The 11,954-nt window shown below is 57.0% G+C and carries 13 protein-coding genes and 1 pseudogene; 7 read left to right on the plus strand and 7 right to left on the minus strand.

All coding sequences use genetic code 11. The annotated features are described in order from the left end of the window. Positions 1–59: 59 nt before the first annotated feature. Positions 60–1,097: an acyltransferase gene (locus AB5Y89_RS09995; RefSeq protein WP_139736941.1), complete on the plus strand. Its 1,038-nt coding sequence runs from the start codon at positions 60–62 to the stop codon at positions 1,095–1,097. Here the strand turns inward: AB5Y89_RS09995 and AB5Y89_RS10000 are convergent. Next, entirely contained in the window at positions 1,069–1,425 is a 357-nt protein-coding gene (locus tag AB5Y89_RS10000; RefSeq protein WP_139736942.1) for a helix-turn-helix domain-containing protein, read from the minus strand. The two genes, AB5Y89_RS09995 and AB5Y89_RS10000, sit on opposite strands and share 29 nt — an antisense overlap. Positions 1,426–1,546: 121 nt before the next feature. Here AB5Y89_RS10000 and AB5Y89_RS10005 point away from each other — a divergent pair, with 121 nt between their 5' ends. Beyond that, positions 1,547–1,852: a monooxygenase gene (locus AB5Y89_RS10005; protein ID WP_039040460.1), complete on the plus strand. Its 306-nt coding sequence runs from the start codon at positions 1,547–1,549 to the stop codon at positions 1,850–1,852. On the opposite strand, the gene AB5Y89_RS10010 is transcribed toward AB5Y89_RS10005, so the two are convergent. Next, positions 1,833–2,363 carry a GNAT family N-acetyltransferase gene (locus AB5Y89_RS10010; protein ID WP_368223668.1) on the minus strand — a complete coding sequence of 177 codons (531 nt, stop codon included), beginning with the start codon at positions 2,361–2,363 and terminating at the stop codon, positions 1,833–1,835. The two genes, AB5Y89_RS10005 and AB5Y89_RS10010, sit on opposite strands and share 20 nt — an antisense overlap. Before the next feature lie 45 nt (positions 2,364–2,408). Beyond that, positions 2,409–3,023, minus strand: coding sequence for an outer membrane beta-barrel protein (locus AB5Y89_RS10015; protein ID WP_042864545.1), 615 nt, complete (start codon positions 3,021–3,023; stop codon positions 2,409–2,411). 201 nt (positions 3,024–3,224) lie between these two features. Between AB5Y89_RS10015 and AB5Y89_RS10020 the strand changes: the two genes are divergently transcribed. Then, positions 3,225–3,863 (plus strand): exopolysaccharide biosynthesis protein, encoded by a 639-nt coding sequence (locus AB5Y89_RS10020; RefSeq protein ID WP_010672675.1) that lies wholly within the window; start codon positions 3,225–3,227, stop codon positions 3,861–3,863. A gap of 63 nt (positions 3,864–3,926) precedes the next feature. Here AB5Y89_RS10020 and AB5Y89_RS10025 read toward each other — a convergent pair whose 3' ends face one another. The 3 genes from AB5Y89_RS10025 to AB5Y89_RS10035 all read right to left on the minus strand — a co-directional run bounded on the left by AB5Y89_RS10025 (position 3,927) and on the right by AB5Y89_RS10035 (position 6,507). Beyond that, positions 3,927–4,817, minus strand: coding sequence for a sensor domain-containing diguanylate cyclase (locus AB5Y89_RS10025; RefSeq protein WP_042015352.1), 891 nt, complete (start codon positions 4,815–4,817; stop codon positions 3,927–3,929). A 569-nt stretch (positions 4,818–5,386) separates the two neighbouring features. Beyond that, positions 5,387–5,971 (minus strand): penicillin-binding protein activator LpoB, encoded by a 585-nt coding sequence (locus tag AB5Y89_RS10030; RefSeq protein ID WP_368223669.1) that lies wholly within the window; start codon positions 5,969–5,971, stop codon positions 5,387–5,389. A gap of 215 nt (positions 5,972–6,186) precedes the next feature. Beyond that, on the minus strand, positions 6,187–6,507 hold the full coding sequence (locus AB5Y89_RS10035; RefSeq protein ID WP_104453191.1) for a hypothetical protein: 321 nt from the start codon (positions 6,505–6,507) through the stop codon (positions 6,187–6,189). 142 nt (positions 6,508–6,649) lie between these two features. Between AB5Y89_RS10035 and AB5Y89_RS10040 the strand changes: the two genes are divergently transcribed. The 4 genes and pseudogenes from AB5Y89_RS10040 (at position 6,650) to AB5Y89_RS10055 (ending at position 10,113) form a co-directional block, all read left to right on the plus strand. Continuing rightward, entirely contained in the window at positions 6,650–6,985 is a 336-nt protein-coding gene (locus tag AB5Y89_RS10040; protein WP_104451985.1) for a hypothetical protein, read from the plus strand. Further along, positions 6,966–7,427: a hypothetical protein gene (locus tag AB5Y89_RS10045; protein WP_233759649.1), complete on the plus strand. Its 462-nt coding sequence runs from the start codon at positions 6,966–6,968 to the stop codon at positions 7,425–7,427. Before AB5Y89_RS10040 ends, AB5Y89_RS10045 begins: the two co-directional genes overlap by 20 nt. Positions 7,428–7,508: 81 nt before the next feature. After that, a pseudogene (locus AB5Y89_RS10050) lies at positions 7,509–7,721 on the plus strand (GNAT family N-acetyltransferase); the annotation flags it as partial. Between the two features lie 232 nt (positions 7,722–7,953). Next, the gene (locus tag AB5Y89_RS10055; protein WP_368223671.1) at positions 7,954–10,113 is read left to right on the plus strand and encodes an AAA family ATPase; all 2,160 of its coding nucleotides are present in this window, start codon (positions 7,954–7,956) and stop codon (positions 10,111–10,113) included. A gap of 703 nt (positions 10,114–10,816) precedes the next feature. Here the strand turns inward: AB5Y89_RS10055 and thiH are convergent. After that, a partial coding sequence (gene thiH, locus AB5Y89_RS10060) for a 2-iminoacetate synthase ThiH (protein ID WP_368223673.1) occupies positions 10,817–11,954 on the minus strand: 1,138 nt, incomplete at its 5' end.

The following is an 11,954-nucleotide window of genomic DNA, read 5'->3' on the forward strand; positions in this document are numbered from 1 at the left end:
GGATAGGGAGCACCTGCGGCTGATAGGGTGCGCCCAGCTCCCGAACGCCACGAGGAATCATGCGCATCTCCAGCATCGAATGCGGGCGAGTGGTGGCCATCCTGGCCGTGATGACCATCCATCTCTCCCCTTTCAGCAACCCCTTCGACCCCGCCCTGTGGGACGGCACGCCCTACCCTCTGGTCGGGGCCGTCATCAACCAGCTCTGCCGCTTCGCGGTGCCGCTGTTCTTCCTGTGCGCCGGTTACTTCTTGCAACCCGCCCTCGCCGCGGGCCACCCGCTGACCGTCGCACTGCGCTACTGCCGCCCCCTGCTGGGACTCTGGCTGGCGTGGAGCCTGCTCTACGTGCTGATACCCTTCAACCCGCTCGCGGCGGTGAGCGAGGGCTACCTGCCCGCCATGGCAGGCCAGTGGCAGATGCAGCTCGGGGATCATCTCAACGTCTGGTGGGTGGGCGGCATGATCCACCTCTGGTTCCTGCCCGCCCTGATGGTGGCGGTGCTGATCCTGGGGCTCTGCCAGCAGGCCCGCCTGCCGAGGCTGGCCCTGCTGCTGGGGGCCCTGCTCTACGCCCTGGCCCTGATCGGTGGCTCCTATGGCCCGCTGCTGCCGGGGGGCGAGTGGGCCCTGCTGACCCGCAACGGCCCCTTCTTCTCCTTGCTGTTCGTGGCGCTTGGCGCCGAGCTGCGCCTGCGTGCCTGGCAGCCGGACGCCAGGCGCTGCGCCCTGATGATGATGGCGGGGATGGGGCTCTACGCCCTGGAGGCCGCAGGTCTGCTGCGCGTTGCCGCCGTCCCCCTCGCTCGTCATGATTTCCTGCTGGGTTCGCTCCCCTGGGCGCTGGGGCTGTTCGGCCTGCTGCTGGCCAACCCCGCATGGGGCAAAGGCAGCTGGCTGGAGCGCCAGGCCCCCAAGGTGCTCGGCCTCTACTGTCTGCACATGATGCTGGTGGTGTGGCTGATGATCTTCGGCCCCCAGGGCAAACAGGTGTGGTGGGAACTCCTCAAAGTACCCGCGCTGCTGGCGCTCACTCTGCTCTGCTACCGACTGCTGGCGGCCACCGCCCTCAGCCGCTGGTTGCTGCGGGCTCGCTAGAAACAGGACCCTGACCAGCCAGCAGATCAACGTGGTTCAGCGCAAAATCGTGCATCTGCTGGAGCAGGGGGATCAGGGCGACGCCAAGCGGGCTCAGGCTGTACTCCACCCTGGGCGGTACGTCGGGGTAGAGGGTGCGAATGATGACACCGTCGCTCTCCAGCTCCTTGAGCTGGGCGGTGAGCACCTTCTGGCTCACATCGGGCAGGCAGCGGCGCAAGTCGCCAAAGCGCAGGGTCTGTTCGCGCAGATGAAACAGAATGGCCGGCTTCCATTTGCCGGTCAGCAGGCGCAATACCTGATAGGCGGGACAGGGCAGTGAGGGCACGGTATGGCTCGCGAGTGGTTACTTTGCGGTAACTATGCCACGAAAATGTGCCTTCTTGCAGCCAAGATGCCGGCTTCCTATGATGCGGATTCCGTCAATCAACGCCCACGAGAGGTTTATCATGCCCAGCCTGCTGCAGATCCATTTCAACTTCCCCGCCGAGATGATGGGACCGGCCCTCACTGCTGCGGCCATGCCGCTGGCCGACTCCATCACCCGGGAGCCGGGCTTCATCTCCAAGATCTGGACCGAGAACCCGCGCACCGGCGAGGCGGGCGGCATCTATCTGTTCGAGGATGAGGGGAGCGCCCTCGCCTACGCCACCATGCACGAGCAGCGGGTGCTCGCCATGGGCGCCAGCGCGGTGCAGTACAAGGTGTTCGACGTCAACGAGCCCCTCAGCCGCGTCACGCGCGGTCTGGTGTGATCCCCTCGCCCAGCAGTAACCGGTAGCTGGTATCCTGCTGCCAGATGAAGCCCAGCCGCTCAAATAGCCGCTGGCTGGGCAGATTGTCCGGTTCGATATCCGCAAGCAGGGTGATGATGCCAAGCTGGCGGGCATAGGCGATCAGGGCGCTCAGCGCCTCCCCCATCAGACCTTGTCCCCAGTGGCTGCGGGCCAGCATGCAGCCCACCTCCGCCTGGCACAGGCTGGCGCCGGCCGCAAAGCTGTGCAAGCCGCAGGTGCCCACCAGGCGGCCGCTGCCGCGTAACTCCAGCCCCCACTCCAGCGACTCGCCGCCAGCCAGCAACCGCTCGACGCTAGCCAGCATCTGCGACACGGTGGCAAGGGAGGGAAACGGCGGCTCCCCGACGAAGCGCATCACCAGGGGATCCCCGTAGATGGCGAAGAGATCGGCAGCATCCCGCCCATCGAAGGGGCGCAGTCGCCCCCTTGGCGTCAGCAGTACGGGCAGTTCACGGGGCAGGGATGGCACGGAGTCGTATCGCCTTGTCTGGTCAAAGGAGTCCAATCATGAGGCTCAGAACCTCAAGGTCAAGCCGATATTGGCCTGCCACTGGGTGATCAGCTCCCCTCGCACCCGAAAGGCGCAGATCTCGGGGTTGCAGAGAAACTGGCTGTCGTCGTTGACCAGGGCACCATAACCGCGCACCTCGGCCCGCACGGCCAGATGTTCGGTCAGGCGCGGCTGCACCCCGAGGGCCAGGGACATGGAAGGGGCCGTCTCGCTGTCGTAGGCATCGAAGCGGGTGACCCCTATCCCGGCACCGATATAGGGGGCCATCAGGTTGTCAGAGAGGGTCAGGGCCCCGGCAAACTGCAGGGTGTCCACCGTCAGCCTGTCGGGCAGTTCGGGGGACACCCGGGTCGACTGGTGGCTGTAGAGAAGCTCCACCATGCCGGGGTCATCCACCTCCCTGCTGATGAAGAGCCCCCAGCTGCCGGAGCGCTCCCCTTGCAGGGTGTCGATGTCGCTCCCGTGCGGCGTGGGGGCCGGCTCGTCCATGGCCCGAAAGTCGATGGCCGAGCTGTATCCCGCAAAGGGAGTCAGCTGCCAGCCCGTCGCCGGGGGCTCGGCTGCCCAGCCCGCCAGGGGCAGCAGCAGCCCAGGCACCATCCCCATCGCTCCTCTCATGTGCTCATCCTTTGGTGAAAAGACCTGCGCAAAGCATATCAGAGCGCCCGTCTCCCACACTGGACAGGCGCTGTACCAGCCTCATTGCCCCGCTCCCGATGGAAAAATCTGTGCTCCCCGGGGTTATTCATCCGGGATTAACCTCGCCCCCGTAAGCTGGCGGCGCCACAGCGGTGGCATCAACAGACGAGGATCTCAGGAATGGTTGCCGCGCAACTCAACGACCCCCAAAGCACGCTCTCCGATACCCTGAGGGCCACCGCCCACGCCATCGAGGAGAGCCACATCAGCCTGCGCCAGATGCTGGCCCTGGTGGGCGAGCAGGGCATGCTGCTGTTTTGCGTGCTGCTCACGGTTCCCTTCCTGCTGCCGGTCTCCATTCCCGGCGTCAGCACCCCCTTTGGCCTGCTGATCCTCTTCATCGGCATCGGCATCACCCTCAACCGGGTGCCCTGGCTGCCCGCCTTCCTGATGGAGCGCCGCTTCGCCGCCGAGCACCTCAAGCCGACCCTGCACAAGGGGGCGGATCTGCTGGCCCGCATCGACCGCTTCATCCGCCCGCGCCTGCTCATCCTGACCGGCAGCGTGACCATCAACCGCTGCAACGGCCTGCTCATCATGCTGGCCGCCCTGCTGCTGATGCTGCCGCTGGGCGCCATTCCCTTCACCAACGCCATGCCCGCCTGGGCCATCCTGCTGCTGGCCATCGGCATGTTGCAGCGGGACGGTCTCTTCGTCGCCCTCGGCTATGCCCTGGTCGCCGCTACCCTGGTCTGGTTCAGCGCCCTGGCCATCGGCCTGCTGATGGCGGGGCAGAATATCTCGACCCTGTTCGGCTGATCTGGCCCGGCCAAATGAAAGAGGGCGACCCCGGGTCGCCCTCTTTCCTGTTCACTGCGCCCCTCAGGGCGCCCCATCGTGGGCCACCCGGTTGCGCCCGCCCCGCTTGGCGCGATAGAGCCACTCGTCCGCCCGGGCCAGCACGGTGCCAAGATCCTCTCCCGGCCGGATCAGGGTGGTGCCCAGGCTCACGGTCACGGGGGCGGGATCCGGCGCCATGGCCGCCACTGCGGCGCGGATCCGCTCCGCCACCTTCAGCAATATCCCCTCGTCTATCTGCGGCAGCAGGATCAGAAACTCCTCGCCACCGCTGCGCACGAAGAGATCCTCCCCCCGCAACTGGGCAGAGACGCACTCGCAGACCCGGCACAAGACCTTGTCACCGGTCTGGTGGCCGAAGCGATCGTTGATCTGCTTGAAGTGATCGAGATCCAGCATGATGAGGCCGGTGAGATGCTGCCCCTGCACCCTGTGGTGATACTGGTCGAAGAAGAAGTGGCGGTTGTAGAGGCCAGTGAGCTGATCCGTCTCCCCGAGCCGCTTGAGCCGCTGTTGCAGCTCGTGCTGGCGGGTGATGCTGCGGGTCATCCAGGCCACCGCCCGCTTCCCCTCATATAAAGAGGGCAAGGGCGCTATCTTGCCCTCGAAACGCTGCATTCCCTGGGGCCCGGCGTCGGCGTCGATGCCGTCCACCTCGGCGGGGGAGAGGTCATACTCCACCACCTGCACCTGGCCGCTGGCGAGGGCCTGAGCCACCTGCGCCATCACCCACTGCGCCTTGTCCTCGGGCAGCACGTCCAGCAGTTGTCTGCCGATCAGCGGGTTGCCGTTCTGGTAGGACTGCTGCTCCATCCCGCCGATGTACTCGATGTAGTAGCCATCTTCGCTGAGGATGAAAACGGGATCCGGCAACTGGGCCATCACTTCGTAGAGTTGTGCCACTGAGAGCGCCATCCGAGCTCCTTGCTATCCGTGGGAGTGGGTCCCTGTACTCCTGTTATACAAGACTCATGGAGTATCGCACAGGGGCAGAAAGCTGCCTGCCGGGCGGGAAGGATGCGGTCGGTGACGTGTTCACCGGACAAGCCTCCGGCAAAGTGAATGGTAGCAATCGGGGATGCTGTCAGAACCAGAGCTGTCAGACAGTCAGGAAGGTTTTTTTGCCTTCAGGCAGTGCGACATGCCAACCCCTGTGACGTCAGGGGCGCCATAGGGGTATTCCCGCCCCCGGACAAGGGGGGCAAGGCCGGATCCCGGTCAAGAGGGATCCGGCGAGCCGGCATCAGCGGGCAGCGGGCAGCGGATCGACTGGCGTTCCAGAGCAGTTCGCCGCCCTTGAGATCCATCAGGCTCATGGCGAGCCGGCATCAACGGGCAGCGGATCGGCTGGCATTCCAGAGCAGTTCGCCGCTCTTGAGATCCATCAGGCTCATGGCGAGCCGGTATCAGCGGGCAGCGGATCGGCTGGCATTCCAGAGCAGTTCACCGCCCTTGAGATCCATCAGGCTCATGGCAAATCGGCATCAGCGGGCAGCGGATCGGCTGGCATTCCAGAGCAGTTCACCGCTCTTGAGATCCATCAGGCTCATGGCGAGCCGGTAGCGGCCCCCTTCAGAGAGGAGATCCCCGTAGAGCATGTAACCCGCCCCGGTCTGGCGACCCAGACGCACCAGGGAAGCGGGGTTCATGCCCCCCTGCTGGTATTCAAGCTGACCCGTGATGGCCGTCACCTGGCCCGGGTCTGCGAAACGAAAGCCGCTATTGGCCTGAATGCGCTGGATCATGGCCACCGCCAGGGGCTGGGTGCTGAAGGGCTCACCTGTGCCGTTCTGGGGCGCCATCAGCAGCAGTACCGGGCTGCTGCCCGCCAGTGCCTGCACATCGGCGGCCTTCAGGAAGTCATCGGCCAGGGCGACCGCCAGCCCCGTCGGTGCCACGGGTTTGGGAGCAGGCACCGGCTCGGCCTTGTCAGGCTCGGCCACGGGTTTCTCTGGTTTGGTCACCGGCTTGTCCGGCTCGCCGACCGGCGCAGGCGTCCCCCCATAGGGATTGACCGCACATCCGCCCAGCAGCAGGGCACCCACCATCAACAAGGAACGCAGCTTCATCTTTTCTCTCCGCCAGAAGTGTGCAAGGCGCACTTCGTCCATCATCCATTTTGACGGAGCCAGACTCCGCCGCCCCTCCATGCTAGAGACAAACCCGCCCCGGGTCGATGCGCACATGGGCAGGGGGCGACAGAGACTGGCGAACAGACAGTGCCAGAGAATGCCTCGAATCAAATGAGGCCTGAGCGCAACACCGCCGTTGTGACCATATTGCGCTACTGAATAGCGAAGAACACCAGGTGATAGAGAGAGGCGGCGATCAACCCACCAACACCTACCCAAGGGATATACCTTCCCTTGTCGAAGGGAAAAATGGCTTCACCAAACAAGATGGCGGCGTAGGACAAGACCGGCAGATATTGCCCCAGACGCCCTTGATGGATGGAGCTACCGACGAGATCAGAAGGAAAAAGGTAATAGAGGGCAAGATACAGGAGCATCAAGAATGACCCACATACAAAACGCCTCTCTGCAAAGCGCCCCCAACCCGACAAGAGGTAGCTACCTGCAACAAGCCCAACAACCAATAACATCATGATCAATGCCTATCTCTTCATGCTCGGCATCACGCGACACAGGGCGATATGACTCTCATTTTTCAGCTTTTAATTTGATCATCGGTTGCATTAATGATATCCAATTTGGCCTCATTCATGTCCGATAAAGCAGGAGAGTATCATGGGGATAGCTACATGTCCGATCAAAGGACTGACATTGAGCTCCCGTTCAATCGATGCCCTGGAGCAAATGGACCAGCTTGTAGACAGCGCCAATCAACTGGCTGTCGCCGTTTCCGCCACACCGCTTTATACGATTTTCAGCGACCCGAGAAGTGCCAAGGACGTTGCCTACAACATCAGTGATTACGATTGGGAGTTGTATGGCCAGGCGATGGAAGGTATCCCCAATATCCTGCGCCACAAACTGAATCAGGTTGTTGAACCCATGGCATGGTCTTCAGCAGGTAAAGAATCCCAGTTCTGGAAATGTGTCCATGCCTCATACAACAAGTAAATTTGCCCTTCTGCTGCTCTTCGCCTGCCAAGGCGCCATGGCGCTGTCACTGCACGATCTGGACCCGGCATTTGAGCGGTGCGAAGCCATCAAGTCGCAACACGGCACCACTCTGCCCACGAAAAGCGACCCCTTCTGGTCACTGGAGAGGGAACAACAAGTGACCGTGCTTATCTATCTTCATGAGAAAAGCATGGAGCGCTGCACCGCAGCAGAGGTCGATGCGCTGGCGCTCAAAGCGTTCCATCAGGCGGTAGAGGGAGACCGCACCTTTCTCGACACCTTGATCAAGGCGAGGACTACCACCCTGACGCCAGCCCAGCAAACCCAGTTGCAGCAGATGGGGCAGGCGGAGCTGGACAGGCTGGCAGGCATGAAGGAATTTGCTCAGCCATTCTCACTGACCGCTTACCTCAAGCAACTGGGCAGCGCCACGCCCTGACAAGAGAAGTAGTACCGTAGGTCACTATGTCTGCATGGGTGATAAGGTGCGGATTATGTCGGACATGAACATCGGCAACGGGTCGCCCGGCAGGCGGCCACCCTGCTGTGTAGCTTTGGTTTGCAGCAGTTGGGTCTATTTCGACTGGAGAGCGTGATGGGGGTTGGCAACATCGCCAACAAAGCTGTTGCCATCGCTGTAGGGGCTACCTTTGAGTGTCGGGCGAGGAACCGCATATTCCTCCATGGTCAGCCTATTGATGCACTTATTTATTCTCTTGTTCCAACAGGCTGATTTCTATTGCAGGGTGGATTTTCTAGGCTTATCTGTCATAGGTGGATGATGGTCATGGCAACCTCCCCCTTCCACTCCATGCTTTAGTCAAACATATTAAGTGCTCTCATATCTTCGAAGTCATAGATACATCACATTTCAACATATCTGCACTTCATATGAGACTTGCACAACAGTAAACTGATAAGTGTATTTATATCTTTAGTTTGAACAACTTAATTTGGGTATAAAAATGATCAGATCAATTACACTCCAAAATATTACCTCATATCATCCTACAACACCCACAACAATAACACTGAGTAAACAAAGAACAATCTTCTTTGGGCAGAATGGTAGTGGAAAAAGTACCATAGGTCGCCTAATAAGCGCCCATGCAAAAGGAGAGCAGCTTAGCCAACAATCCAATGTCCAAAGCGATGAAAAGACAAGATATTATGTCTATAACAGCGACTTCATTAGAGAATCATTTTATGAATCAGCCTCCCAACCGGGTGTATTTACAGTTGGAAAGGATGATTCAAATGCTCAAGCTACTATAGAGGAGCTAGAAAAACAGAGGGAACTAAAATCCGCTCAAATCAGTAAAGCTGAAATCCAAAGCAATGAAATTAGGCTGTCAAGAGATGAAATTCTAAAAAAATATCAAGATTCCGTTTATTCACATAAAAAGCATTACCAACATGATGCCTTATCATACTGTCTAAAAGGAAGAGCTCAAAAAGCCTCGTTCTTTAGTGCAGCCGAATCAGGCCGTAAAATTAATGAATTCACACTAGATGAGTTAATAAAAGAAAAAGAAAAAATCGATGCTTTCTCGGTTGAAGTTCCAATTAAACCTGAGTTTATAACTATTCATAAAACAGATGTCAATATCAATACTCTACTTGGTTCTCCTCTCGTAAATACATCAACCTCTTATTTATCATCACTTATAGAAAAGTTGAATAGCCAACATTGGGTTCGAGATGGGCGTAAGTATATTGAACATACGAATGTCTGCCCATTCTGTCAAAAGACACCTACAAGTGAATTTAAAGAGCAAATTGAACAAGTTTTCGACACCCACTATGAAGATGCAATATCTAGCCTTGAAGAATATAAAGAAGAATATGAAGTATATATTAACTCTGTCAAGGAGTGCTTAAATAGTGACAAATTAGCTTACATTGAAAGCAACCAAGAATACCAGAGTGCTCGGAAAGCATTCATTGACGCCATAGAGAAAAACAATGAAATGGTTGCGCATAAAATAAAACACCCCATAGAAGTCATAACTCTAATTGATCAAGAGCAATTGGCTGGAAAAATAAATGCCATTATTGATATGACCAGGCAAGAGATTGATGCATTTAGTTCACAGTTAGCACAGAAAAAAGTCACTGAGTCCAATATAGAAAAACAATTTTGGGGATTGATAAATGAAGCTCTGAGCAGTGTCTTTTCTGATTATAAAAAAGAATTAAAAATAAATGACTCTGAAATAGAAAAGAATCATAACATTGTTGTAAAACTAAAAAGTGAACTTGCAACTATAGATAAAGATATTAGAGATCTTGCTGGAAGTATTGTTGGCATCGATTCTGCCTTAGACGCGATCAATAATAGACTTAAATCTATAGGTTTAGATAGCTTTGAATTAGTTAAACATCATGATGGAACATATTGCATTCATAGGGGCGGTGAAACAGACGCGGTATATCATACTCTTAGTGAGGGTGAAAAAACATTAATCACACTTGTCTATTTCATTGAGTTAGTTAAAGGTGACATAAACAAGAACGATTGCACTACTCCAAAAAATGAAAAAACTATTGTTATTGATGACCCCATATCCAGCCTATCATCAAATTATATATATGATGTTGCCACAATGATTCACAAGGATATCTTTGAAGAAAACTATGGTCAATCTATTGTCTTGACTCATAATTTATTTTTTTACCATGAGCTACTAAAGCAATCGGAATCTAATAAATTCGAAAAATTGTATGACCTCTATCGGGTTAAGAAAGATGAATACAGTAACATACATTCTCTAGGAAAGGATGAAATAAAAAATGACTATGAACTCTATTGGCTTGCCATTAGAGACTTCAAAGAAACCGGGAATTGGTCGCCACTTATTCCAAATGCAATGAGAAACATACTGGAACATTATTTTGCATTTGTACACAAGAATGACAAATTACATAAGGTAATTACAGCATTAGAGCAAACAGATCATCAATTCAAAGTTCTTTATAGATACTTAAATCGTTCTTCTCACTCTGATGCGATCAATATAACAGATATCAGTGTCGGTGATTATCAACGCTTCCTAGACATTTTCAAAAACATATTTGAAAAAACAGGAGATGAAGAACACTACCAGAAAATGATCAGTGCATAACAGCACGGAGAGAAATAATGAAGATGTTGCCGCCTTGGTATACCTCACTTACCGATTGGGCAGGGAGCGATAGTGTTTGCACACATCTTCCCAGCGACCAAAACGAAAGCGTTGGTAGCGCCGTACAGGAACACATTTGTGTTTCATGGCAGCCTCCTCGTCCGAAAACGACAGTGTTGGACACTGACATCCCTCACAGGGCCTCTGCGAGCTTGCATGTGGCTAAGCAAGAGAAGTGGAAGGCGGCAACGGCTGATAGGAGACAACAAACAGTGTTATTTGTCAATTAATACAGAAACATACATCTCATTTCCACAGTAAGGATTGAATCGCTAGCAGCTCCCATAATGGCAAGAGTGGCATCTGACTCGAGCAAAGAGGTGGGCATGACCTTGGTTCCCCCTCTTATTCGCAGAGGCGAGCCCGCTTGTCCAGGCCGCGAGACAGGATGTCGAGCGAGCGGCGCCGGGCCATGGACGGCCCGTCGGCGCGTGCCGTCGGACAAGCAGGTGAGCCGAAGGCACCCGACGTAAGTCGGGCGAATAAGCGGGGGAAAAGACCTTTGGTGACTTTGGGTCTTTCCAAAGTCACTCGCCCAAGCCCGAAGGGCGGGCGAAACCCCGTCGAGGCCAGCGGCCTCGCGTCCTGCACGGCGCAGCCGTGCCTGCTCGCCACAGGCATGGAGTTTGGCCGAACTCCGCTCCTATCGGCCCAAGAAGGGCTCCCAATCCTTGAACACCGGCTGCAACCCTGCCAGCCGCACGGCAGCCGCCACTTCCCCCACAGGGCGGTCGTCGTGGATGGCGAACTGCTCCAGCTCCTCTTTATCCCCCTCGGCATAGCCACCCGGCTGGGTGCGCGACTCGGCCGACATCTGGGTGATGCCAAGGCGCACCGCGCCGTTGCGAAACGTGGCGGACTCGCGGGTGGAGAGGGACAACTCCAGCGTGGGCGAGAAGAGGCGCCAGGCGCAGATAAGCTGGGCCAGCTGGCGATCCGACATGACCACGGCAGGCTCCAGCCCGCCGGTGCAGGGGCGCAGGCGCGGGAAGGAGAGCGAGTAGCGGCTCTGCCAGTGGTGGCGCTCAAGCCAGGCGAGGTGCTCGGCGACGAAGTAGCTGTCGGCACGCCAATCCGCGGAGAGGCCGATGAGCGCCCCCAACCCTATCTTGTCGATACCGGCGCGGCCGAGCCGATCCGGCGTGGCGAGGCGCCATGCGATGTCCCGCTTGTTGCCGCGCAGGTGGTGGCGGGCGTAGGTGGGAGCGTGGTAGGTCTCCTGATAGACCATGACCGAATCGAGGCCGAGGGTCTTGAGCTCGGCGTATTCGTCTTGGGAGAGGGGCTGCACCTCCATCGCCACCGTGCTGAAGTGGCGGCGAATGATGGGCATCACCTGCCGAAAATAGGTGAGCCCCACCTTGTGCTCATGCTCGCCGGTCACCAGCAGCACGCTGTCGAAACCGCGCTCCTTGATGGCCAGACACTCGCGCTCTATCTCGTCGCTATTCAAAGTCTTGCGCTTGAGGCGGTTGCTCATGGAGAAGCCGCAGTAGGTGCAGTCGTTGGCGCACAGGTTCGACAGATAGAGGGGCACATAGAAGCCGATGGTGTTGCCAAAACGCTGGCGGGTCAGGCGCTCGGCTTCGGCTGCCATCTGTGGCAAAAACGCCTCGGCGGCCGGGGAGATCAGCGCCATAAAGTCCGCCAGGGTACGGCGGGGTGCGCTCAGGGCCCGCGCCACATCGGCGGCGGTCTTGGCGCGGATCTGCATGCCGATATCGTCCCACTCCAGCTCCTGCCATCTATCGAGAAAACTCTCCGACTTTCTCTCAACCCCC

Origin of the sequence: Aeromonas sp. s4, assembly GCF_040907855.1 — a bacterium.
In the GTDB taxonomy this organism is placed as follows: domain Bacteria; phylum Pseudomonadota; class Gammaproteobacteria; order Enterobacterales; family Aeromonadaceae; genus Aeromonas; species Aeromonas caviae.

What these genes read in the sequence shown, in the direction of transcription:
- AB5Y89_RS09995 (WP_139736941.1), top strand. Translation starts at nt 60, where the DNA reads ATGCGCATCTCCAGCATCGAATGCGGGCGAGTGGTGGCCATCCTGGCC.
- AB5Y89_RS10005 (WP_039040460.1), top strand. Translation starts at nt 1,547, where the DNA reads ATGCCCAGCCTGCTGCAGATCCATTTCAACTTCCCCGCCGAGATGATG.
- AB5Y89_RS10015 (WP_042864545.1), bottom strand. Translation starts at nt 3,023, where the DNA reads ATGAGAGGAGCGATGGGGATGGTGCCTGGGCTGCTGCTGCCCCTGGCG.
- AB5Y89_RS10020 (WP_010672675.1), top strand. Translation starts at nt 3,225, where the DNA reads ATGGTTGCCGCGCAACTCAACGACCCCCAAAGCACGCTCTCCGATACC.
- AB5Y89_RS10025 (WP_042015352.1), bottom strand. Translation starts at nt 4,817, where the DNA reads ATGGCGCTCTCAGTGGCACAACTCTACGAAGTGATGGCCCAGTTGCCG.
- AB5Y89_RS10030 (WP_368223669.1), bottom strand. Translation starts at nt 5,971, where the DNA reads ATGAAGCTGCGTTCCTTGTTGATGGTGGGTGCCCTGCTGCTGGGCGGA.
- AB5Y89_RS10035 (WP_104453191.1), bottom strand. Translation starts at nt 6,507, where the DNA reads ATGATGTTATTGGTTGTTGGGCTTGTTGCAGGTAGCTACCTCTTGTCG.
- AB5Y89_RS10040 (WP_104451985.1), top strand. Translation starts at nt 6,650, where the DNA reads ATGGGGATAGCTACATGTCCGATCAAAGGACTGACATTGAGCTCCCGT.
- AB5Y89_RS10045 (WP_233759649.1), top strand. Translation starts at nt 6,966, where the DNA reads ATGCCTCATACAACAAGTAAATTTGCCCTTCTGCTGCTCTTCGCCTGC.
- AB5Y89_RS10055 (WP_368223671.1), top strand. Translation starts at nt 7,954, where the DNA reads ATGATCAGATCAATTACACTCCAAAATATTACCTCATATCATCCTACA.